The 22,939-nt window shown below is 59.5% G+C and carries 18 protein-coding genes and 8 pseudogenes; 9 read left to right on the plus strand and 17 right to left on the minus strand.

What is annotated here, in order from left to right; translation table 11 throughout:
* Entirely contained in the window at positions 1-657 is a 657-nt protein-coding gene (locus RX331_RS27665) for a CpaD family pilus assembly lipoprotein (protein WP_317252779.1), read from the plus strand.
* A 49-nt stretch (positions 658-706) separates the two neighbouring features.
* On the opposite strand, the pseudogene RX331_RS27670 reads toward RX331_RS27665, so the two are convergent.
* Positions 707-1,295, minus strand: a pseudogene (locus RX331_RS27670) (transposase); the annotation flags it as partial.
* A gap of 165 nt (positions 1,296-1,460) precedes the next feature.
* Between RX331_RS27670 and RX331_RS27675 the strand changes: the two are divergent.
* Positions 1,461-1,886 (plus strand): annotated as a pseudogene (locus tag RX331_RS27675) (transposase); the annotation flags it as partial.
* A 163-nt stretch (positions 1,887-2,049) separates the two neighbouring features.
* Here RX331_RS27675 and RX331_RS27680 read toward each other — a convergent pair.
* Positions 2,050-2,385: pseudogene (locus RX331_RS27680) on the minus strand (ATP-binding protein); the annotation flags it as partial.
* Positions 2,386-2,876: 491 nt separating this feature from the next.
* Here RX331_RS27680 and RX331_RS27685 point away from each other — a divergent pair.
* Together RX331_RS27685 and RX331_RS27690 are read left to right on the plus strand one after the other, a co-directional pair.
* Positions 2,877-3,371: pseudogene (locus tag RX331_RS27685) on the plus strand (IS5/IS1182 family transposase); the annotation flags it as partial.
* Between the two features lie 86 nt (positions 3,372-3,457).
* Complete coding sequence (locus tag RX331_RS27690) at positions 3,458-4,483, plus strand: IS110 family transposase (RefSeq protein WP_317252780.1); 1,026 nt, start codon at positions 3,458-3,460, stop codon at positions 4,481-4,483.
* Positions 4,484-4,736: 253 nt separating this feature from the next.
* On the opposite strand, the pseudogene RX331_RS27695 reads toward RX331_RS27690, so the two are convergent.
* The 12 genes and pseudogenes from RX331_RS27695 to RX331_RS27750 all read right to left on the minus strand — a co-directional run.
* A pseudogene (locus RX331_RS27695) lies at positions 4,737-5,177 on the minus strand (helix-turn-helix domain-containing protein); the annotation flags it as partial.
* Positions 5,178-5,222: 45 nt separating this feature from the next.
* Positions 5,223-6,260, minus strand: coding sequence for an EscU/YscU/HrcU family type III secretion system export apparatus switch protein (locus RX331_RS27700; protein ID WP_317252781.1), 1,038 nt, complete (start codon positions 6,258-6,260; stop codon positions 5,223-5,225).
* On the minus strand, positions 6,257-7,078 hold the full coding sequence (gene sctT / locus RX331_RS27705; RefSeq protein ID WP_317252782.1) for a type III secretion system export apparatus subunit SctT: 822 nt from the start codon (positions 7,076-7,078) through the stop codon (positions 6,257-6,259). The genes RX331_RS27700 and sctT overlap by 4 nt, the downstream gene beginning before the upstream one ends.
* A 9-nt stretch (positions 7,079-7,087) precedes the next feature.
* Positions 7,088-7,363, minus strand: a complete 276-nt coding sequence (locus RX331_RS27710) for an EscS/YscS/HrcS family type III secretion system export apparatus protein (protein WP_317252783.1) — start codon at positions 7,361-7,363, stop codon at positions 7,088-7,090.
* Entirely contained in the window at positions 7,360-8,031 is a 672-nt protein-coding gene (gene sctR / locus RX331_RS27715) for a type III secretion system export apparatus subunit SctR (protein WP_317252784.1), read from the minus strand. The genes RX331_RS27710 and sctR overlap by 4 nt, the downstream gene beginning before the upstream one ends.
* Positions 8,024-9,139 carry a type III secretion system cytoplasmic ring protein SctQ gene (gene sctQ / locus RX331_RS27720; protein ID WP_317252785.1) on the minus strand — a complete coding sequence of 372 codons (1,116 nt, stop codon included), beginning with the start codon at positions 9,137-9,139 and terminating at the stop codon, positions 8,024-8,026. The genes sctR and sctQ overlap by 8 nt, the downstream gene beginning before the upstream one ends.
* Positions 9,139-9,675, minus strand: coding sequence for a hypothetical protein (locus tag RX331_RS27725; protein ID WP_317252786.1), 537 nt, complete (start codon positions 9,673-9,675; stop codon positions 9,139-9,141). The genes sctQ and RX331_RS27725 overlap by 1 nt, the downstream gene beginning before the upstream one ends.
* Complete coding sequence (gene sctN / locus RX331_RS27730) at positions 9,651-11,009, minus strand: type III secretion system ATPase SctN (RefSeq protein WP_317258257.1); 1,359 nt, start codon at positions 11,007-11,009, stop codon at positions 9,651-9,653. Before sctN ends, RX331_RS27725 begins: the two co-directional genes overlap by 25 nt.
* Positions 11,006-11,629, minus strand: coding sequence for a type III secretion system stator protein SctL (gene sctL, locus RX331_RS27735; RefSeq protein ID WP_317252787.1), 624 nt, complete (start codon positions 11,627-11,629; stop codon positions 11,006-11,008). Before sctL ends, sctN begins: the two co-directional genes overlap by 4 nt.
* A complete protein-coding gene (locus RX331_RS27740) occupies positions 11,626-12,258 on the minus strand; it encodes a nodulation protein NolU (protein WP_317252788.1) in 633 nt (210 codons plus the stop codon). The genes sctL and RX331_RS27740 overlap by 4 nt, the downstream gene beginning before the upstream one ends.
* A gap of 11 nt (positions 12,259-12,269) precedes the next feature.
* Positions 12,270-13,136 carry a type III secretion system inner membrane ring lipoprotein SctJ gene (gene sctJ / locus RX331_RS27745; RefSeq protein WP_317252789.1) on the minus strand — a complete coding sequence of 289 codons (867 nt, stop codon included), beginning with the start codon at positions 13,134-13,136 and terminating at the stop codon, positions 12,270-12,272.
* Between the two features lie 9 nt (positions 13,137-13,145).
* A complete protein-coding gene (locus RX331_RS27750) occupies positions 13,146-13,658 on the minus strand; it encodes a nodulation protein NolB (protein ID WP_317252790.1) in 513 nt (170 codons plus the stop codon).
* A gap of 186 nt (positions 13,659-13,844) precedes the next feature.
* Between RX331_RS27750 and RX331_RS27755 the strand changes: the two genes are divergently transcribed.
* A complete protein-coding gene (locus tag RX331_RS27755) occupies positions 13,845-14,546 on the plus strand; it encodes a secretin N-terminal domain-containing protein (protein ID WP_317252791.1) in 702 nt (233 codons plus the stop codon).
* A 2,036-nt stretch (positions 14,547-16,582) separates the two neighbouring features.
* Positions 16,583-17,077: a hypothetical protein gene (locus RX331_RS27760; RefSeq protein WP_317252792.1), complete on the plus strand. Its 495-nt coding sequence runs from the start codon at positions 16,583-16,585 to the stop codon at positions 17,075-17,077.
* A gap of 72 nt (positions 17,078-17,149) precedes the next feature.
* On the opposite strand, the pseudogene istB reads toward RX331_RS27760, so the two are convergent.
* Positions 17,150-17,928, minus strand: a pseudogene (istB, locus tag RX331_RS27765) (IS21-like element helper ATPase IstB).
* Positions 17,929-17,945: 17 nt separating this feature from the next.
* Positions 17,946-18,725, minus strand: a pseudogene (locus tag RX331_RS27770) (Mu transposase domain-containing protein); the annotation flags it as partial.
* A gap of 44 nt (positions 18,726-18,769) precedes the next feature.
* Between RX331_RS27770 and RX331_RS27775 the strand changes: the two are divergent.
* From RX331_RS27775 to RX331_RS27785, 3 genes are all read left to right on the plus strand, one after another.
* Positions 18,770-19,036, plus strand: coding sequence for a DUF5372 family protein (locus tag RX331_RS27775; RefSeq protein ID WP_317252793.1), 267 nt, complete (start codon positions 18,770-18,772; stop codon positions 19,034-19,036).
* A 159-nt stretch (positions 19,037-19,195) separates the two neighbouring features.
* Positions 19,196-19,672 carry a helix-turn-helix domain-containing protein gene (locus tag RX331_RS27780; protein WP_317252794.1) on the plus strand — a complete coding sequence of 159 codons (477 nt, stop codon included), beginning with the start codon at positions 19,196-19,198 and terminating at the stop codon, positions 19,670-19,672.
* 270 nt (positions 19,673-19,942) lie between these two features.
* Positions 19,943-22,009: a recombinase family protein gene (locus RX331_RS27785; RefSeq protein ID WP_317252795.1), complete on the plus strand. Its 2,067-nt coding sequence runs from the start codon at positions 19,943-19,945 to the stop codon at positions 22,007-22,009.
* A gap of 21 nt (positions 22,010-22,030) precedes the next feature.
* On the opposite strand, the pseudogene istA reads toward RX331_RS27785, so the two are convergent.
* Positions 22,031-22,807 (minus strand): annotated as a pseudogene (istA, locus tag RX331_RS27790) (IS21 family transposase); the annotation flags it as partial.
* Positions 22,808-22,939 lie beyond the last annotated feature (132 nt).

Raw genomic sequence — 22,939 nt, forward strand, 5'->3', positions numbered from 1 at the left:
ATGATGTTGCGACAATTGTGCCAATTGATTGCTATTGCGGCAACATTAGGCGGATGCGCACACAGTGCTTCGATTCATTTTGGGCCGGCTGAACAAGCGACTCAAGTGGAGCAGAAGAACAGCGTCTTGTTCCTTCAGAGCCTTCGTGGCTCGGAAAGGCACCGGCTGCGCAGTTTCATTGCGGATGCAAGTCGCGGCCGGCGGGATGCACTCCATGTCAGTGTCACTGGCTCACCCCGGCTCATTGTACAGGTGGCCCACGAGGCCCGCGCGATCGGCATTTCCCCAGATAATATCCGCCTGTCCGCCTCTCCGCCCGCCCATTTCGGGGTGAGGATCGAGGCAATCACCTACGAAGCCCATCCTCCTGTCTGTCCGTCGCTTTTCATCGTGGGTCCTGCAGTTAACGATAACTCGTTCGACCCGACGCTTGGCTGCTCGACCAGAAACAATCTGGCGGTCATGGTCAATGATCCGCTCGACTTGCTAGACAATCGATCTGTCGTGACAAGTAAGGGCGATCGGGCGGCAATTCCTGTTGCCAGCTATGGGACCTTTGCCTCGCGTAACAAGAGCAACGGCGGAGATGAAACGCATAACAGAGCGGCGCCCGAAGCTCCAGCGGGGGCAACGAGGAACGTACAGCAGCCTCAGTGATGAGCGCTTGCAATACAGTGCTGCGGCCAAGATGATCTAATACCCGGAATCAGAGCTGAGTGATACGGCGGCGTTGAAACGGCGTTGACGGACCTTTTCTTGGTCCAGACGAAGGGCCCGGCTTTGTAGTTGAACGCGTTGGCGTAGGCATCGATTTCTTCCTGAAGCTTGCTTCAGGCTTGTGAAGGAGGCGCCGCTAACCTACTGCCCCTGCAAGATCGAGAACCATACTTCGACCTGATTGAGCCAGGACGCGCGTGTCGGCGTGAAATGAAATTGCGCGTCGGGGTAGGCCGTGAGCCATGTTTTTCTTCTGATTTGAGGTTGTCGAGTATGACGTGAAGCTTTTGGCCCGGAAAGGTCTCGGTAACGCCGTTCATGAACTCGAGAAACTCGACGCGACACCGGCGTTTTGAATGCGCCGCGATGATTTTCCTGGCGACTTCAAGCGCCGCAAGAGCGTGGTCGTGCCATGCCGCTTGTAGTCGTGGCTCTGGCCGGTCAAGGCGCGGCAATTGGGCAACTTCAGAATAGCCCCGCGCTCGCTGAATCGAGGGCTTCTCGTCCACGCATAGCACAATGGCCTTCGGCGGGGCGACATAGAGCCCAACAATATCGGCGGCTTTGGCCGTAAAGTGTTGTCCGAGAAGAGCGGCTAAGCGATTGAGCTAGAATCGCATTTGTCGTTGGGGAGTGTTTTAGGATTGCAGGGTTTTGATGCCTCGGGCATCGGAACCTTGCAATTTCATTTTCACGATTCCGTCGAATCGCCAGATGATTCCGTGGTCGCATCGGAGGTGGCGATGCGACCGAAGAAGCACAGGACGACGGGATCGGGCGATCTGTTCCGGGCCATGCTGGACCAGATCATCAACATGAAGCACGCGCTGGTTCAGCTCGCTGGCAAGGTCGATTGGGACTGGATCGGCGAGATCGCGCCGCTCTACAGCGAGAACGGCCGGCCCGGCATCGCAACCCGCTTCATGATCGGGCTGCTGCTGCTCAAGCACATTTACGGCCTGTCCGATGAGGGGGTCTGCGAGCGCTGGGTCCACGACCCATATTTCCAGTACTTCACCGGCGAAGAGTTCTTCCAGCACGCCTTCCCACACGAGCGCTCGGACCTGAGCCACTGGCGCAAGCGGCTCGGCGACAAGCTGCAGCTGCTGCTGGCCGAGAGCCTGCGGGTGCCGCACGAGGCCGGCGCGTTACGCGGCCAAAACCTCAAGCTGCGTATTTCGCAAAAACGGGACAGCGGTTTCGCTAATTGAAGGACAGCAGTTTCGCTAATTCGCCTACAGCGTGGCGGCGTGCTCTGGTTGCCTGGTTGATGATGTCAGTTGGTATTGGTTTCGCTGTTTTCGACGTCGTCAAGGGGCGCGCGGCTTTTTTCCTTCGCATGCTGTCGCCTTCAAGGGCGACACGGTGGGCGTTGTGGATGATCCGGTCGAGGATGGCAATGTCGTGCCATTGGGCAACGGGCAGCTGGGCGGTGATCACGGTGGATTTGCTCCTGTAGCGCTCTTCGAAGATTTCGAGGAGATCGAGGCGTTGCTGATCGTTGAGGGTGTGGGTTCCCCAGTCGTCGAGAATGAGCAACTGGACACGCGCGAGCTTATCGATGAGGCGCGGGAAGCGACCGTCGAGACGGGCCATGGCGAGGTCTTCGAACAGGCGCGGCACACGCAGATAGAGGACGGAATGATCGAGCCTGGCCGCTTGGCGTCCGAATGTTCATCCAGGGGGCTAGAGCCGTACTCCTGAGGCGCCCAAATTGGCCCAAGTACGGCTTCGGAGCCTGGCTGGAAGAAGCGTCCAAGCGGCTCCACTCGAACGTGTTGGTTGTCGCCCTAGCCGCAAAGCTCGCGCGCATAGCCTGGAGCCTACTCGCAAGGGGCCATGACTACGACGCCAATTTCTTGGGTCAGTCCGCGTAAAACACGGCCGTAAAGGGAGCAACAGACCGCGATCTGATCGGAAGGCATAATAACCTGCCGAGGTTTGCGAGACGGAAAGGACGAATGGAGGAACGGTTGCACCGACACTTCTGAGGCCTGGTTCGACGCCATGACCCTTCTTGAGGCCGGCGAGTTATTGAGGACGGAAGTGGGCGGATATCTATGGTGGCTCGAGGCGAGAGCCTCAAATCGAAGCCGGATAGATTGGCGCAGACCGCTTCGTCCCTTTGTCGAATCCTCTTGCAACGCGGGCGTGGTCCACAGATCGGTGTCAAAGCCTCCATCGTCACCAACAACCGCCGTGCTCCCGGCGGCTTGTTCGTGCTGCACGCCAGGGCGCTACCCAATAACCCGTACGACGGTCACACCCTGCGGCACGTCATCGACCGCACCGAGACACTCACCGGCTGTCCGATCGAGCGGGCCTATGTCGACAAGGGATATCGCGGCCATGACGCGCAGAACCCGCGCCGTGTCTTCATCTCCGGCCAGAAGCGCGGCGTCTTCGGTGTCATCAAGCACGAGCTGCGCCGCCGCTCCGCCATCGAACCGGTCATCGGACACCTGAAGGCCGATGGTCACCTCGGCCGCTGCTACCTCAAAGGCCGCGCCGGCGATGCGGCCAACGTCATCCTCTCTGCCGTCGGTCACAACTTCCGCCGCATCCTCGCCTGGATGAGGGTTCTTTGGTACCTCTTCATGGCCACCCTCATCGCAGCCATCAGCGACCGCTCACCGCTGCAATCGCCTTCTTAACATGGCGTAATCGCGGCTGACGGCTTCTCGAAGACACGATGTTGGATAGGATCTGCCTCCGCGGAATAGCGAAAGGGAGCAGCTCTATGAAGCAGTACGTTGGTTTGGACATCTCTATGGAAGAGACCAGCATTTGCGTCTTGGACGAGAACGGCGGCGTGACATTCGAAGGTAGCGCCCCTACCGATCCGGAGGCCATCGCTAAACTCTTGCGGCGGCATGCCGGCAATGCTGAGCGGATCGTTTTTGAAACGGGCTCGCTATCCAATTGGCTTTGGCACCAGCTCAGGGCGCTAGGCTTTCCCGTCATCTGCCTTGATGCGCGTCATGCCAACGCAGCGTTATCGATGCGCATCAACAAATCGGACCAGAACGATGCCAAGGGATTGGCCGAAATGGCGCGCATGGGATGGTACCGGGAAGCTGCCGTGAAGGGGGCGGAGAGCTGGAAAACCCGTTCGATGTTGGCGGCTCGAACCAAGTTGGTGAATTTGCGGCGAGACCTCGACAACCAGATGCGCGGTCTGTGTAAGGGGCTCGGAATAGTGCTCGGCAAGGCCGGTTCGACCAACCTGGCTCGCAAAGTCGACGCCGTGCTCGCTGAAGCACCGGATTTGCAAGATATTTTCGCGCCGCTGCTCCTTGCCCAGTCCTGTTTGACCGAGCAAATCGAAAAATATGATCGACAACTCCTGGCAGTGGCAAAGGGCGACCAAACTGTTCGGCGAATGATGACCGTTCCTGGTATCGGTCCCCTGACTGCCCTCTCCTTCGTCGTTACCATCGATGATCCCACTCGCTTTAGACATTCCGCCGACGTTGGCGCCTATCTCGGCCTAACACCAAGACGTCATCTATCCGGTGAGATCGATCGCACGGGCCGCATCTCCAAACGCGGCGACCATCAGGTTCGAACTTATTTGTTCGAAGCCGCGAACGTCCTGCTGACCGTTGTCAGACGAGGTTCTGCGCTCAAGCGCTGGGGCAGCAAGCTGGCCAAACGCATCGGCGCCAAAAAGGCGAAGGTTGCCGTCGCACGCAAAATGGCTGTCATGCTCCATGCCATCTGGACCGATGGCACCGAGTTCCAGGCAGAGATGCGCACCGCATGAACCAGTCTTAAACAACTCCAGATCTGCCCTCGGCGGAACATGCGTCCCTGCCGGGACGAAGGCGTTGGCAATCTCGAAGTCGTCCCCGCGGGCGTTACGCGCACCGCGCTCTTCACATCGAGATGCCGCGCCTCTTGAACGCCACCATGCGGCGCTCCTGCATAGAGACGACCGCGGAAAGAACCATGAACCCGGCAGCGGATCATTTTTGTCTATCGGGGTTGACACCGTGCCCGCGATTAAAGAACGGACGACTAAAGTCCGGATCGTTGCTCTCGCTCCATGAGGTGCGAGCTCCGACGTCAATCTTGTGGTTGCGCAGGAAGCGCCAGACATATTGCGCGTCAACGTGGCCCTGCGCCCCGGCTAGCAACGGCCCCGTCCAGCGGGCGAACCCTTCTGGAGGCGATTTATCCAATAGCCTCAGAAGCCGCCAATCCGCCGCCTCCGAATAGATCGGCTGCTTGCCAGGCCGCGGCTTGTCTCCTGCCCTTCAAGGTCATGTTCGGCATAGCGGTGCCGCCAAAGGCTGACAATCCCCGGCTGGACCCTACTTCCTTTGATCGACCGGCTGCTGCCAACAGAATTATCTGCGCCCGCTTTAAATCGCGCTGCAACGTCACCGGTGAGCGACAACACGCCTCGAGCACCTTGCGACCTTGCTCGAGAGGTGGTCTTCTCTTGCTTCGGTTAATCATCTTCGACCTTGAATCCGACTCACGATCTAAGAAGGTGCGTACTAGACCAGTCCGGCGGCATAAAGTGCTTTTGCTACCGACTCGAAATATTGCGAAGGGACCGGGTCGCCGAGCCTAGCCTTGCCGAGCAGCTGACGCACCAGGACATCGTCATCGATAATGTGGAGGCGCAGTGCGCGCGCCTCGGCAAGGAGCCGTGAAGCAACTTCGCCCTCGCCACGGCAGACCAAGACCGGCACTCCGGTTTCGCCACGAACATAGCGCAGCCCAATCAAGCTTGCGGCCCCCCTCAATATCAATGTGGCGCGATGGACGCCGAGCGGAGCCTGGTTCGCCGACTCCTGCCGCAGACGCCGGTGCTCACGTTTCACCTGCGGATTACCTTCCTGTTCCTTCTTCTCACGCTTGGCCTCGGTTTCCGTCATGCGCATGTCCTGCAGAAACAGCCAGCGCTGGATCAAAAGGTCAGCCAATCCACCGACCAGAAAAGCGCCAGCGGCGATCCCGGTCAGCAGTTTGACCTCGGTGAAAACGAAGCCAAGACAGCCCAGGCCGCAGACCGGCAAGTACACCAACGCCTTCCAGCTTGCGATTACGGTGAGGAAAAAGCTAGCCCCCAGGAGCACTACCTTAACCAGCGTTTTGCCGAGCTCGATGAACGAACGTTTCGATACGATCCGCTTCAAGCCTTTGATCGGATCCAGTTTCTCAAGCTTTGGTTTGAGCGGCTCCGAAGCAAACATGAAGCCGCCATTAACCATGACATTGGCCAGAAGGCCTGCTGCCACGATAGCCGCAAGCAATGGCCCGACGGCTGAAATCGATAGTTCCAGCAATCCGCTGAGCGCTTGCGGAACCGCGTTCGTGAACCGCTGCTCCTGCAGCTTATCGATCAGTCGTACCGTTTCATGCCACTTGTCTTCGATCGCCCCCTCTCTCCACCACAGACAGCCGAAACCGGCGCACGCGCTGACCCCGCTCACAAAATCGGTGCTGCGCGCGCTTTGTCCTTTCTTGCGCGCTTCGCGCAGCTTCTTGGGAGTTGGAGGAAGCTTTTTCTCCTCGCTAGTGCTGCTCATTTCAATAGCTTCTTCAGATACTCCAGCACGTTCTCGGATCTGAGAGTTTCAGTTCCCGTGTATTCAAGGAGATAGACGGTGTAGCTGACCATGATGACCGCGAAGGCGACATTCTTGATCGTCGGGGAGAGATCGTTCAGCTTGAGCTGCGATGCAAAACGGCTGAGCATCATGACTGATACGTCGACCAGCAGCAGCAGGGTCAGCACCGGCCCGGCGACGAGCAGCGTCGACAGCATGAACTGATCGAGAAGCGTCAGACACTCCATTGCCCCTTGCGCCGTCACTGCGGGCAGGAACTGATCCACGGGCCAGATCAGATAGCTGGCATAAAGGCTCTTCACCATGGTCTGGAGGCCACCCGCAAGAACGAAGATCGTGACCGCCGTGATACCGAGAAAAAGCCCGGTTCCCGACGCTTGGCTGTGAGTCGCAGGATCTTCCGCCGCGACCTGGCTCGAAATTCCTCGTTGGGTGTCGATGATGTCGCCGACTGCCTGGATACTCCATAATGGGATACTGAGCAGGATGCCGAGCAGAAGACCGACGAATATTTCCTTTATACCGAGCGTGGTGACTACGACGAAACGCGTGTTCAGATCCAGCGCCTGCAGGCTGAGTTTGATCTGCACCAGACACGGCAGTCCGATCGCAATCGTCAGGCTTCCACGGATCAGGCCGCCGATACGCGGGCGGGTAAAGACGGGAAGCACAAGCATGATGCCTAGAGCCCGGGCTGCGCTCAGGCTGGTTGCGGCGACAAGCTCGATCGCGCCTTGGACGAGAGATTGCACATCTGTAGGTGAAAGGCCCAGCATCTAAGGTTGTTAGTACCTCGAGGTGAGTGCGGGAAACTCACTAAAGATGCGCTCGGCTTGTTCGATGAGCGGGGCACTGAGCACCGGAGAAAACCCAGCGAGCACGGCGACTACGACCAGAAGCTTCACCGTCAGGGGCAAGGTTTGATCCTGGAGCTGCGTTGCCGCTTGGATGAGACCAATGATCAGTCCGGAGAACAGAGCTGCCAGGAGCGGTGGCAGAACCCAAATCATGAAAAGGACGAGCGATTGACTTAGGTGAGTGAGGATGCCGGCCTCGTTCATTGTCCACCTCCCGGCGTCGTGTAGCTTAATACCAGGCCGTGCATGAGACGTGACCAACCGTCGATGGTGACAAACAGAAAGAGCTTGAAGGGAACAGAAATTACCGTTGGAGACACCATAGACATGCCCATCGCCATCAAAATCGTCGTCACGATCAAGTCGATGGTGATGAAGGGAAGATAAAGAAGAAAGCCGATTTCGAAGCCACGCTTGAGCTCGGAGATTAGGAAAGACGGTACAAGAATCACAAAATCATCAGCCGTGGCGCTGCCGCGCATCTCCTCAGACCAGACATGTTCGGTGGATGACAGGAAAAACCGGCGCTGCTCTTCATTGGTGAACTTCTTCAGATGGGCGCGCAGCGGCTCCTGCCCCTCCTTTGCGGCCGTCACCCAATCATCGAAGGTTTGGTAGCGAAGTTGCGGATCGCTAAGGCGGTTGTAGGTCTGCTCAAAGACCGGCGCGCTGACGAAGACGGTGAGGATCAGCGCAGCGCCGTACAGGACGATGTTCGGCGGTATCGATTGGGTCCCGAGCGCGTTGCGCACCAGGAAGAGAACAACGGAAACCTTTATGAAGGCGGTCGTTGTGACTACTGCGAATGCAAGCAAACCAAGGCCGACCGTCACCGCAAGAAGCGCGAGGATGCTGGGTTGAATCTCAGTCATTGACCGCCAACCTGCCGCGCAACCTGACGGCCAGTTCCTCGCCAATCCGCACGATGTCGCCGCGACCGATACGTTGGCCGTTGGCAAGGATATCGATCGGTCCATCAAGGGGGCGACCAAGTTCGAACACATGGCCTTCGTTGATGCCTCGCAAAGTTCCCAGCGGCATCGGCCAGCGGCCGCATTCGAATACAAGTGTGATCTCGAGACTGTCGATGTCTGCCTCAGAGGGGAGCTGCTGCGCTTCGGCTTGTGTCGTCATATGTCCACATTTTAGGGGGTGGGATCGCAGACGGAATGGCCCCCGCAGGACCAGCCTGTCGCCGGCAATATCTGCAGGGGCCCACAATCGGTCCGCAGTGAGAATGATCTGGCCGCGAGCAAGAGGAATTGCGTCAGGCAGCAGCGCGTCGCCTCGCTGTGCTTGACGAATTAGGCCGATTGTAAGGCGGAGCGAGCCAATCTGTCCTGCAACGAAGACAGGGAGTTCAGAACGAAGCTTGGGCGAGTGTCGCGGCAATCGGCCAAGCAGCTCGCCAAGGGCGCTGAACGCTGGCGGAACCGGACCGTCGAGAAGGGAGAATAGAAGTAGGCGAGCCTTGCCGGTGAGTGGACCATAGGCGACGTCGAATTCAAAATAGGGGCCTGACCTCGCCGCTTCATCGGTGCGGATTATCTGCAAATGCCGCTGCGTCAGCCTCTCCAGCGGAGCGAGTAACGGTTCAAGCGCGAGTTCAAGGATCAGCGAACGAGCCGGCTCGGACGGTAAGGTCAAACCATTCTGCACGGTCGCAATCAGCGCTTCCGCAAGCGGACCGGGCAAGGACACAACGACCGTTTCACCGCCGGTGTCAAACGCGCAGTCGAGCATCGATGTCGCAGCCGGCTCCGCGTGCCAGACAAGCCGGTTCATACGGAGCGATAGCGGCTTATCGCCGAGACGGCTTTGCAGAGGCACGCGGAAAACTGCGATCTCATTGAGCCACGAGGCCACAGCATGAGAGAGGGTCAGCGTCGGTCTGAAAGGCGCGGGTCTATGGGGCGAATGAATCGCAGGCGGCGCTTCCACATCACTGCACCCTTGGGCCAGCGTAGGAGAATTGGCCATCACGTCGGCTCGCCTCCCATTTGGGTCGGCGAGCCTCTCCGATACCGAAGCAAGATCTCATCATCGGCTTCAATTTCGGCCGCGGCTTCAAAATGAGCGCTGGTGATGCGCTGAACATCGCGCTCGATCTCTTGCCATTTGTGGCTCGCCGCCGAACGTTTGGCCCAGAGCGTCCGAGCCGCAAGAACCGCAGCCTCGGCCTGGTGTTGAGCGGTACGTGCCTCGTCAAGCGCTTTCTGCGCCAATCCGATCTCGGCCGTGAGCCGCCCAATGACGAGATGGCAGCGGCGCTCGAGTTCGGCGACGGATATCATATCGACTGATAACATTTCCCGATAAAGCTCGGCTTCGACGCTTGTGCGGTGTCTTTCGGCGTTTGCAAGATGCTCGGAAGCTTGTTGGACGGCTTGAACCGCGACGCGGCGCTTGCCTTCCATGTTGGACATTTCACGAAGCGCGCTCCGCTCCCTAATGTCCATGACGAGCCGCAATTTCGAAGCATCAATGGGATTCAGGCAGTCAGACGCGACATCCATGCGACCGTCTCCTCAAAACTGCATGCCTCGTCCTGACCCTGGCGCAGGAACGTTCGCAACTCCTCGATCGAGGCGATCGCCCGGTCCGTCAGCGGGTCGGAGCCTTGCTTATATTCGCCGACCTTGATCAAGAACTCGGCCTCAGCGTAACTCGAGAGCAGATCACGGAACAAGTATGCCGCCTTGCGATGTGGCACAGATGCGATTGCATCCATGACGCGGCTTCGGCTCGACAGCACATCGATAGCCGGAAAATGCTCTCGCGAGGCGAGCGCCCGTGAGAGAACGATATGACCGTCAAGAATGCCGCGAGATTCTTCGGCAATTGGATCGCCGGTATCGCTACCTTCGACAAGCACGGTATAGAAGGCAGTGATGGAGCCATGCTCACCCATGCCGGCACGCTCCAATAGGCCCGGCAGCAGCGCAAAGACGGATGGCGGAAAGCCGCGCCGGGTCGGAGGCTCTCCTGCGGCAAGGCCGATTTCACGCATGGCGCGACAAAAGCGTGTCAATGAATCCATCATCAGAACGACGCGCAATCCTTGATCACGAAAATATTCGGCCAGTGTCGTCGCCATATGAGCGCATTGCACCCGCTCCATGGCCGAACGGTCGGAGGTCTCAACGACGACGACCGAACGGCGCAGCGCATCGCCAAGATGACGCTCGATGAACTCACGCACCTCTCGGCCACGTTCGCCGATCAGCGCGACTATGGTAACATCGGCCGCCGCGCCTTTTACAATCTGTGTCATCAGCGTCGACTTGCCGCAACCGGCGTCACCATAGATTCCGATCCGCTGGCCTTCGCCACAAGTCAGAAGCCCATCCAGGACACGAACGCCGAGCGGAAAAGGCTGTTCGATACCGCGCCGTTTCATAGGATTGGGCGCCCTGTCGCGCAGCGGGCGAGCTTCGCCCGTTTTTATTGGGCCCTTACTATCGAGTGGACGGCCGAAACTGTCGATCACGCGGCCGAGCAAATCGGGGCCCACTGGCACTTCCTGCATTCGCCCGGTCGTGACCACCTCCGCACGGTTGGACAAACCGACCATGTCACCGATCGGCGTAAGTAACACCCCGTCCGGCAATAGACCGATCACCTCGGCCTCACGCGACCATCCGCTGCGGGGATCCTGCAAGAGGCACAGTTCCCCGACGCGGGCCTCCGGCAACACGGCATGGATCAGCGTGCCGATCGCCCGCGTGATCCGACCTCGTACGGCGCGAGTGTCGACATGTTTTGCCGAAGATCTTAAGGATGAGAGTGCAGCATGCACAGCTCCGCCTTGCCCTGCCGCCGCATCATGGGTTGGTCGTTGCGTCGTCACCACTCACGTTCCTGCGAAGGCAAACCAAGCCCCAGACGTAGCGCCCGGAGCTGCGCGGCAAGTCCGAGCTCGACGTTGCCAAACTCGCTCCACAAGACGCATTGGTCCGCCGTCAGCGCAGGATCCGGCTCAATCCTGACATTGGGCCGACCATCCCGCCCGTCGCAGGCCGCGAACTCGCTGGCCAGCAGATCGGCTTTCAGCGGGGACACGTGCAGGCAAACTTCGGTGCTCTTATACTTTTGCTCGATGGCGTGACGAACGCCCCGGACCAGCATCTCGCCCGGATCAAAGGCGCCTAGCAGATCGCTCACGATCTCAACGACCAGCTGCGGCAATTCTTGCTCCAGGACGGCCTTTCGCTGCGCCAGTTCACAAGCAGCCTGCGCAATCAGCCGCGCCATTTCCTCCGCGCCCGCCTTTATACCCTCGGCATGGCCGCGCACCCGTTCCCGCTCATAGGCTTTGCGCGCCCAGCCGCGAGCGCGCTGCAGATGCCGCTCGGCAGCGGCCAGCGCGTGTGCGGCATCATGCCAGATCTTGAGCTCGGCTGCTGGTATGAGGGGCCCGAGCGGGCGACTCTGCGGGGCCACAAGCAATGGTGGGACATCGGCGGTCATACCCTGGCGGCCTCCGTTCCCAAATGAGCCATTACCAAGGAAAGCAGTGGGCCTGCGGTCCTACGGTGTTCGGCCGCGGGATTGTCCGCAGCGGTCCCGACGGGCAAGCGTAGAAGCACGCGGATACGATCAAGCGCTGATGCCTCGTTTAGCCAGGCGCCGAGACAGGCATGTCCATCGTGTTCGATCTCTCGCGACAGTTGCTCCGGATCGACAATCGACGTCGTCGCGACCGCACTGGACAGGTGGCGGATACCAAAAGCATGGGCTTCAGCCCCGATTATTTCGACCAGAAGCGAAAGGTCGTGCTTTGAAACCAGCTTCAGCATCGAGCGCGCATGCCAGATACTGCCCGCGAGCAGGGCGGCCCGACGCGGATTATGCGCGAGCACCAGGTCGTCATTCCAGCCAGCTTCGCTCAGATCCGCTTCGCTGCCGATCAGCAGTTCGGCCAGTCTTGGCTGCAGCCTGGAACTCTGCTGCAGGCGCAGCAATGTGGGGGGCGACAGCAGTGGATCAAGACGCGCAGCAAAACGGCTCGCATGAATCGAGGCAACAAGCTCGCGCCGCCGGTCAAAAGCTAGCGTGAACGAACGATTGAGCTCGGTGAATGACATCAAATCCGACATGAGCGTCCTGATTATGTCGCATCAGAAATAATCTTTTTGCCAGCAGGCTGGACAGCGGGCACCTTCGAACGGCTGGCGAACGTGGTCAGTTTGCGCGATAATTGTCCGAACTGACGAATGAGCGCGCCCAGCAAGACGTAAGATACGATGCCGAATGCGGCGCCGGCGCCCCCCACCCCGAATGCAAGCAACGGCGTTGAAGTAGACTTTGTTGGTAGGGCCGAACTGGCTGGCTGCGCCCCTGGTTGCGCAAGTGGAGCCCGCTCAACCGGCACAAAGACGACCGCCACTTTGTCGTAGGAAAGCCCTTCGATGCTGTTGGCAACGAGCATCTTGATTTGGGGCAACAGCGCTGAGAGCTCCGCGTTGGAGGCATGCCGGATGAAAACCGATGCCGAAGAAGGCGTCGCATCTTGTCGCAAGAGATCGTTCTTCGGCAGAACAACGTGGACACGCGCTGAAAGGACGCCATCGATGTCCCCAATCGTGCGCGACAACTCTTCGCTAAGCGCATAAATGTAACGGGCGCGCTCCTCGATTGGCGAGGCAACCAGGCCCGATCCTTTGAACACCTCGCCAAGATTCTTGAAAGATTGGCGCGGCAGCCCCTTGACATTCAGCAGGTCAATCGAGTACGCGAGCTGCCTTTCCTCGACCTGGATTGTGCTAGTTCCGTCCTTGGCCACAACACGAACGGCATCGACACCCTTGCTAAGGAGAAGCGCAAGCATCTCATTGGCCTCGCGCTCCTGAATCTTGGTGTAGAGATCAGCCTTGCATCCGATCAACGGAAGAAGAAGCGGTAGAGCAAGACAAATGCCACGCCGCCGCCATGATTGACGGCCGCCACTGACGCCACTCTGCATTACACCAGTCATCAGCCTCACTCAGCCCGCCGATAGCAGCTTGTTCAACGAGGAGCTGACGGCGCCAGTGCTCTTGGAAACGAGTGAAACTTGAATGACATCTCTGTAGACATCCCGCAGATTCACCACCATCGAATCAAAATCCGCCCCCTCCGGTTTAACCGCCGCATGTGCGCCGATGTCGTCCGGCTGCAAGACCGGCTGCGCAACCGGTCCAGGTTGAGTGCTGTTCGGAGCAGCCGGAGCGCTTTCGACCGCCGGAGGAACGGCACGGTTCCGGTACATGGCGGAAAGGGTTTGAAGGACGCGATCGCCCGGCGGACTTGCTAGAGTGTTCGCGCGTTGAATCTCCGATATCGGCGCAACGACTGCGGCTCTATCTGCGAGAAAGGAGGCAGCAGAAGCAGCCTGATTGGAGCCCGCTTGCGCAAGCGACTGCTCAAACTGGGTCTGCTCGCAAGGAGCTGCCGGCGAGCAGGCATTGGAAAGACAGTCGACTGAATTGGGAGAGATCGGCGTTGCGCCTAACATCATAGAAGGAGTCATTGTGCTAGTGTAACGAGACCTGGCGTTATTGACCGATGAACGGATCAAGATCGTAGATGGGCAAGCTGACGAAAACCTGACGAAGATGCCGCTGATTGCGTCATCGAAAGATCACGTTTGATTTCCAAGTGGTAGAGAATTCCAGATTAATTCTCCGGCGGAAGGTCTTTTGGAATGCTCGTCCGATCCACGATGCTGCCGATTTTGAAGAGAGTTCTCTACGTTGGAGTTTTCGTCTGCCTCGGAATGGTGAGGGCGCTTGGCGCATCCCTCTCGCTACCGTCGACCTCTTATAGCTATACGGTTCTCGATCAGGACCTTTCCGCCGCGCTGCAGGAGTTCGGCAACAATCTCAACATCAGGATCAATGTCAGCGCCGAGGTAAGGGGCCGGATTCGTGGGCGAATGCCTGACCTACCACCGCGAGAGTTCCTTGAGCGTTTGACCAATCTCTACAATCTTCAATGGTATTACGACGGGCTGGTGCTGTACATATCCGCTGCCCACGAGGCGCAGACCCGGCTCGTTGTATTGAATCCGATCAGCTTCGATGCATTCAAGACTGCACTCGATGCGCTCAACATCTCCGATGAGCGGTATATTCTGAAACCGGCGCCGGGAGATGGCGTTGTCCTGGCCTCTGGACCGCCACGCTTCATCGCGCTCGTGGACCAGACGATCAAGGGTCTTATGGCGGATGCGCAGGCGCGGCGCAGTCCCGCCGCCGGCGAAAAGCCGCCACGGGAGTCTGTTTTGATGTTGTTTCGTGGCTCCTCGAGCATGGTCATTCGTGGCGGACGACCTGAAAGCCAATATTCTTCTGAAGCGCCGCATCAAGAAGGCATCGTACGCGAACCTGGTACAGCCCAGAAGTGACTTGATGATGCGAGACAGCTCCGGCCGAAGTCGATCCGGTCTGCCTTGGCTTAAATCCATCTGATCGTCAGCTTTCGAAAGCTAAACCTCGCAGTATGAGCGTGCGGATGTCTGGACGGCGGTGCCGCATCCGCAATGGACGTGGCATCGGATGCTCGAGCGGAAGGTGGTTAGCGCCATCTTGTGACGCTTGCTCGGAGCCTAATAGATCGACGTGAGCTCAGAAACAACTGCTTCGGAGTTCGCTGGGCGGCAGCCTCCGCATCGCTCAAGCCGCTCCATCATTTGAAAGGAGAAGATGGACTTCAATGCAATGTCGCATCGAATACGAGCCCAGAGCCCGACTCACCGCGACCGCCGACAGACGCAACCGGCTTTGAGCGGCAGCTCAATGGCGCGCAAGGTGGTGCTGCGCCGCATCGTGTCGCCTCGCCAGTGTGCTGCAGAGGGACGCCTACTCGCCATATTTGGACGCAGCCCATCCCTACTCGCCATACTTTGATACTGAGCCCCTCTATTCGTCGGCCTTGGGTTGGCAGGATGATCCGTATACACCGAGTGCGGTCCACGCCGAACCGGCAGCGGAAAGCTCTCCGCAGTACCTCTCGCAGCAGACAATTGCTGAGGCGATCGAGGCACATCCTGGTTTCGATCAGGATCTGATATGGCAAAATATCGATGCCGGCCCGTTGCACGCCGGGCCATTGCAGGCTGGGCCTTCCCACGGCCGGCCATCGCATGGCGGACCCTCCGACACCAAGCCATTGCAGCCGGCCCGTCTCAAGCTGGGCCCTCCGAAGCTACACCGCCGAATTTTCCGAGTTCCGTATGCTGGACGGACCTCGCGCCAAGGACTACTGGGTTCTCATGGGCCAAACAGCCACAGACGCTCAGATCGACATGCTGGAGCGCAGCGGAGCGAAGCCGAGCAAGGACCACTCGATAAAATTTTTCACCCTCGGTGTGCCTCACACACAGCTGAACAGAGACAAGAGGGCTTCATTCGTCTCACGCCGTTGCTGGGCTCGACCCTTTCGCCTGACAACTCGGAAGAAGATCCGCCCAGCCACTAGCGACCATCGCGCGGGCCGCAGCACTGCCATGTCCGAGGGCTGATTGATTGACCCTCCCAAGGGCTGAGCACTTTGGTGACGGCCGCTAACACCGGCCAAGCTCGCTTTTTAAAGCCGACTTGATAAATGCAGAGATCTGGTCAAGGAAGGATAGCTGCACGGGGTCCTCATAGGGGAAGTCGCCAAGGAGGCTCGATCTTCGTCAGCTTTTCGCAAGCTGACCTTGCTAGCATTAGGAGAGTAGGGCATCTCGCGGCGACGCCGCTATCTGAGTGTTACGACATGAACGCAGGTGCAGCCGATCTCGGAGCAACAGGGCCACAGGCTGGCGTAACCCTCGACACCGCCGAGAGCGGCAGCGATGGAACGCCTGCAGAGCTACTGCGCCGAGCGTTCGAAAAGGCCCTCGTTTCCGTCGCCACGCAAGTCATAAGTGATTCCCAGTCGGATATGGATGAGGCCATGAGCGAGCTCGATGATGGGTGAGCCCGGATGCTCGGCCCCACATCAGGAGATTTCGGGCGTGATCAAATCGAACGCGATTGGACGCAGCAAGCGAGACTTCGCACATACCAGCAGCTAGACCGCGCCTTCAACGATCTTCCAGGTCCGTGCTGCAAGCGGGTCCGCGAATCCGAATGCCCCCTAGCTAACTTACTGCTCAATAAATTGCGTGCTACTTTGATTCGAGATTGCTCTGATACGACAAGGGCAATGAGATAGTGTGAAGATTAGAGCAGCTTAATCTTCTTCGGACAGTCGCAACGAATTTGGAACGTGCCGTTAAGGCGGCACTGCGAATCCCGTCGGCCGATAATTGCAGAAGACTTCGTAATGAGCCGCGCTCGATGAACGTGACGCCGCATTTGCGCAGAATGCCGTCAGCCAGGGCATCCGTAAGCGCTTTAACGAAGCATTCGGCTTGATCAAAAAGGTGCCGGGCACGACCCGATTCCTTGGCGCGTGATCGCCTCGAATGGGTTTTACCTTCGCTACAGCCGGTTAAATCTGGTGCGGCTCCCCAAGCTGATAGCGGAGTCGGCTGATGGACGGGGTGCCGGCCTTTGCGAAGCGTTTGCCGGCCGCTGGCGTATCGTCGAATTGACTTCCTCGATCTTGTTGAAAAGGCCGCCCATCTCACTTTTGGCGGCAAGTCCGACGGTAAAAATTGCCTTCGGGGCTTTCTCGACGTCCGCTACGGCGCGCGAGACGGTTCGCCCTCGCGCGGAGTTCTCATGGGAAAGCCGCGACGAGAATGCCCCCGCCTGCGGTCGCGAATGGGTTATGATCGCCACTGCAGATACCTCTCCGACCACTTCTACATACACAATGGCGACTATTCAGGCTCGTTTGCGAAGGCGGCTGAGTTCTTACAGCCTGCTCGATCTTTTCGGCAGCAACTGCTGCGACTTTCTTTTGACTGCGTATTTTGCAAAAACGGGACAGCGGTTTCGCTAACTGACGGACAGCAGTTTCGCTAATTCGCGGACAGCATGGCGGCGCTGGCTTTTGGTTGCCTGGTTGTTGAAGTCAATTGGTATTCGTTTCGCTGTTTTCGACGTCGGTCAAGGGGCGCGCTGCTTTTTTCCTTCGCATGCTGTCGCCTTCAAGGGCGACACGGTGGGCGTTGTGGATGATTCGGTCGAGGATGGCATCGGCGATGGTGGGTTCGCCGATCATGTCATGCCATTGGGCAACGGGCAGCTGGGCGGTGATCAGGGTGGATTTTCGCCTGTAGCGTTCTTCGAAGATTTCCAGGAGATCGAGGCGTTGCTGATCGTTGAGGGTGTGGGTTCCCCAGTCGTCGAGAATGAGCAACTGAACACGTGCCAGCTTGTCGATGAGGCGCGGGAAACGACCGTCGAGACGGGCCATGGCGAGGTCCTCGAACAGGCGCGGCACACGCAAATAGAGGACGGAATGATCGAGCCTGGCCGCTTGGCGCCCGAAGGCACAGGCCAACCAGGTTTTGCCGGTACCGGTTTGACCGGTGAGGATGAGGTTCTCGTAGGTTTTCAGCCAGGCACCTTGCGCCAGCTGCAGGGTGTTGCGCCGGTCAAGGCCGCGGCGGGACGCGAGAAGTCAATATCTTCGATACAGGCATCAACGAAGCGGAGCTTGGCTGCGGCGAGGCGATTGGTCAGGCGCCGGTCGGCACGTATGGCGGCTTCGCGATCCAGCATCAGGCCGAGCCACTCGTCGCGGCTGAGATCGGCGGCATTGTCCTGTTCGGCCAATTGCCGGTAAGCGGCCGCCATTCCGGGAAGGCCGAGGGCCTGCATCTGGTCGAGGGTCGGATGGGTCAGCATCATGATGGTCCTTTCCTTCATTGATAATAGGCTCCGCCACGGATGTTGGCGTGCGAGGGCGCGGCTTTGACGGGTTCAGCGGCAGGACTCGCGCGGTCGAGCCCGGATTTGAGGATGGCGCTCACCGAGGAGTAGCTGATAGCGTTGATGGCGAGCGCCCTCTCGCAGGCTGTTTCCAGCCGACTGCGCTCGTAGCGCCGCGCCAGGGCGATGATCCCCATGGCGGAGCGATAACCCTGCTCGGGATGCGGGCGCTCACGCATCATCCGCTCGACCAGGATGGCGGCGTTGACGCCGATCCGCCCCGCCATCTTGATCAAGCTCGCTGGCGTCATATTGGCGCAACGCTGATGGGCCTTGGGCATGTGCTCGTTCACGGTGACGTGGCCACTGCGCTGAGAGCGGCGCACATGGCTGGCGACACGCGTGTGATCCTGGAAGATCTCAACAGCCCGATAGGTGAGCCGGACTTCCACCCGACGACCGATCAGCCGGTGCGGCACCGAGTAAAAAGTCTTGTCGACTTCGACGTGATAATCGGGATGTACCTTGGCCGTTTTCCACTCGGCGTATTCGAATGGCTCGCTCGGCAGCGGCGACAGCGCGTCGCGCTCGATCTCCTCGAACAGCTGCCGGCGGGATTTGCCGATATGGCGCATCGGCCGATTGTTCAGCTCCTCCAGCAATCCGCCGATCGCGGTATTGAGATCGGTCAGGGTGAAGAACCGCCGATGGCGTAGCCGTGCCAGAATCCAGCGCTCGACAATCAGCACCGCGCCTTCAACCTTGCCCTTGTCAAGAGCCGTCAACTGCGGGCCGTGTTGGCACGACCTGCCTCAAGGTGCGGATCACGCATCCGTTTCATCCGCTGAACGGCCACGCCTTTGAGCTGATCTGCCGGCGCCGTCATTGGGGCGAAGACCGGGTGGTCTATGCGGGTGCAGATGGGCGGCTTTGCACGATCGCAAGCGCATTCACCAATATCGACCTCCCGGACGATTTCCGCCTGATGGCGGCGGGAAGAGCTGCCTTTCGCACCGCCGATTTGCTGGCTCTGTGCGATGCGCTGGACGGGCTTGCTGGGCGATTGGGCGCCAGCGATGCGTAAAGCAAATTACGCCTCTAAAGCAAACAATGCCGCTTCTCAATCGAATCGCCGCATTTGCTCAAGCTGATGCGGCTACAAATGCTGGATATAGCGCTAACTTCATGGTTTACATCCAAGATGTAGAGGCGTATTTATATTTACGAATCATCGAGGCTATCCATGGCAAAGCCAAAACAACGAGACTCGAAGAGCGAGGCGCTGGCGCGAGACGGTGTCCTCAATCCCAATCCCGAAGCCGTTCGCGACGTTCTGTTCAAAAGCCATCCATTCTTCGACGCCAAGGACCTGGTCCAGGTGCGCTACGAGATGGTGCGGCGCCATCAGATCGACGGCATTGCCATCAGCGAAGCCGCCGCGGGATTCGGCGTCACCCGACCGACCTTCTACAAAGCCCAAAACGCATTGCAGGCTGCAGGGCTTGCCGGTCTACTGCCAGGCCGGCGCGGTCCCAAAGCCGGCCACAAGGTCTCCGCCGAGGTCATTGCCTTCGTGACCGATCTCAGAGCGGCAAAGCCGGAGATGACAACCTCGCAGTGTCTCGACGCAATCGAGGCACGGTTCGGCGTCAAGGTGCACAGACGCAGCCTGGAGCGGGCGCTGGTGCGCAAAAAAAAACGAATCCATCCACCAACCTGATTGTCGCGCCGGCGGACGTAGCGATTGTCTACGAGAAGCTGCGCGGCGCGGTTCTGTCAGACGAAGTCACCACGAGTTCCGGCCTCGGTATTCTGCGCCGCCAAGGTTTGGCTGCATGGATGCGGGCGCTGGGGCACGAACCTTTTGCCGCGGTCGCTTGCCGCGCGCCCGAGCCCGCGCCTTTCGTCAAGCCCGATCTGTCGCCGCCGGCGAGCGACGTCACCCGCCTCATCGCCGGCATTCTTGTCTCCCTCGCTACGGAGCCGATGCATGCCTGAGCTCAAGATCACGGCCGACCATCTCAAGCGTGATGCGTACCTGTATGTTCGCCAATCCACGTTGCGGCAGGTCGCTGAACATGGCGAGAGCACGCAGCGTCAATATGCGCTGCGCGAGCGCGCAATTGTAGCGGGCTGGCCGATCGAGCGCATTCATGTGATCGATCGCGATCTCGGCAAGTCTGGTTCCAGCAGCACCGCACGCGATGGCTTCCAGCAACTCGTAAGCGAGGTAGCGCTTGGCAAAGCCGGCATCGTCATGGGCCTGGAGGTCTCGCGACTGGCGCGCAACTCCGCGGACTGGCATCGTCTCGTCGAACTGTGCGCGTTGACTGCGACGCTCATTCTCGACGAAGACGGTATCTATGATCCGGGCGGCTTCAATGATCGCCTCTTGCTCGGCCTCAAAGGTACCATGAGCGAGGCCGAACTGCATATTCTCAAAGCGCGCATGCGTGGTGGTCAGCTCAACAAGGCCCGGCGCGGCGAGCTAGAGATGGGTCCACCGGTCGGACTGGTATATCGAACTGACGGTACAATCGGCCTCGATCCCGACGCCCAGGTGCAGAGCGCCATTCGGCTGGTCTTCGAGACGTTCGAGCGGACCGGAAGCGCCGTTCAGACCGTCCGCTTTTTCCGGGAGCAAGGCTTGCAGTTCCCACGCCGGCTGCGGACAGGTGCCAACAAAGGCGACCTCCTCTGGGCGCCACCGCAGCATTCACGCATCCTCCAGGTGCTGCACAATCCACGCTATGCTGGTGCGTTCGTCTATGGTCGCACGCGCACCCGCTATCGCCCCGACGGCGGCGTCAGCGTCGTCAAGGTCGCGAGGGTGGACTGGCAGTTTGTCATGCCGGGCATGCACCAGGGCTACATCGATTGGGAACGGTTTGAGGCCAATCAGCGGCGTCTCGCCGACAATGCCGGCGCCTTCGGTGGCGAACGGCTCTCTGGGCCGGCGCGCGAGGGACCGGCGTTGCTCCAGGGGCGCGTCCTATGTGGCTTGTGCGGCGAACGCATGGGTGTGCGTTACAGCCGCGAGCACAGCAGCACGGTCCCGATCTATGTCTGCCAGGAGAGTGCCGTGCGCCGTGCCGGAAAGATCTGTCAAACGGTGCCTGGCAAGATCGTCGATGCGGCGGTCGCAGCGCTGATGATCGAGATGATGACCCCGATGACGCTGGCCGTCAGTCTGGAAGTCCAGCGCGAACTTGAGATGCGTGCCCACGAGACGGATACTGCGCGTCGGCAGCATGTCGAGCGATTGCGCTACGATGCCGAGCTTGCCCGCCGGCGCTACATGAAGGTCGACCCTGACAACCGTCTCGTCGCCGATTCGCTCGAGGCCGAATGGAACGACAAGCTGCGCCGTCATGCCGAAGCTGCCCAGGACTACGAACGCCGCAGCAAGCAGCAGGCTACGGCGCTCAGCGCCGCCGCCAGGCAACGTATTATCGGTCTGGCTGAGCAATTGCCACAAATCTGGAACGACGCGCGCGTCGACTTCCGTGAGCGCAAACGCATCGTGCGCTTGCTTCTTGATGACGTGACGTTGATCAAGGCGCAGAACATCACCGCCCACGTGCGTCTGTCCGGTGGGGCTACGCGCACATTGAAGCTTGAACGACCGCTGCCCATCGCCCAGCTGCGCAAGTTCAAGCCCGAGCTTGTCGCGACGGTCGACCGGTTGCTCGATCAACATTGCGACCGCGAGATCGCCGACATTTTGAACCGCGACGGATGGCGCACCTGGGAAGGCAAGCCCCTCAGCCTGAAGAAGGTCGCCTTCATTCGCGGTGCCTACAAGCTGGCGAGCCGATACGATCGCTTGCGCCGCCGCGGCATGCTTACGACTCACGAGGTTGCTACGAGGTTCGGCATCGCCAAAACCACCGTGTACGAATGGGGCCGTCAGGGGCTCATAAGAAAATGCTACTCAGACAGCCTAAATCGTGGTCTCTGGCAGATCGCATCTGACACAACGATCCTCAAGGGCCGCGGCGGCCGCCGCTCCAGTCCGCCCCAGACAACACCTATCACCGCGCAACTACCAGAATGAGGTGCAGTATGAAGCAATCGCCTTGTCGCGCGGCTTGCGGCTGCGGGTGGGCAAAATCGTCGTGTCGTAGTGCTCGGCCATGGCGGCAAAGGTTTGATTGAGCGTCGGCTCGAACCACAACGCCTTGACGACCCCGGCCTTCAGATTGTCGCAGACGATCGCTTTGGGAACTCCGCCGAAGTACGACAAGGCCCTCGTCTGGCCTTCGATCCAATCTGGTAGTCGCTGACCGAAGCTCCCCATAGCGAAGGTCAGCGACGAAGCCCCGAGCACCGCGACAAATATCTGCGCTTGACGGATCTCGCCGGTTTGCGGATCGATCACCTCCACCGTCGGGCCGGCATAGTCGGTCTGCATCACTGCGCCTGCCGCGTGGCGGTGGCGGAACGTCGGGTTCGCCCGGCGCCGATAGGCGTCAAACTTCTCGCAGAACCAGGTGTAACCGTAACCGTCGGGATGGGCCGTCCGGTATTCCTGCCAAAGCAGCGTCAGCGTCACGCCCTTGCGCTTGAGCTCCTGCGCCACCCGCGGCCACTCGGGCTCGCTCAAGTCCTGCGGAGGCCGCCCAACCCGCCGGAACAGAGCCCGCTGCAACGCCGCCTCGCTCTCGTAAATCGCCGGCAGCGGCCAGCTCAAACCCGCTTCACGCGCCCGCAGCAGGTAGGTGGCAACCGAGGTCTTGCTGATCTGCAGCCGTTCCGAGATCGCCCGAACCGACAGGCCTTGCTCGTACGTCAGCCTTAGGATCGATCGTAGGTCCTTCACAGTCGTTCGTTTCGCTTGCTTCCGTCTCGTCATCGCCCCTCTCAAACTCAGTCTGAGAGGGAACATTGCCTGAACGGCGCTCCCGAAAACCAACCCCATAACTGTCCGCGATTTAGCGGAATCCCTGTCCCGGAATTACTGAAATCGCTGTCCGCGAATTACCGA

Source organism: Bradyrhizobium sp. BWA-3-5 (genome assembly GCF_032917985.1).
Lineage (GTDB): Bacteria > Pseudomonadota > Alphaproteobacteria > Rhizobiales > Xanthobacteraceae > Bradyrhizobium.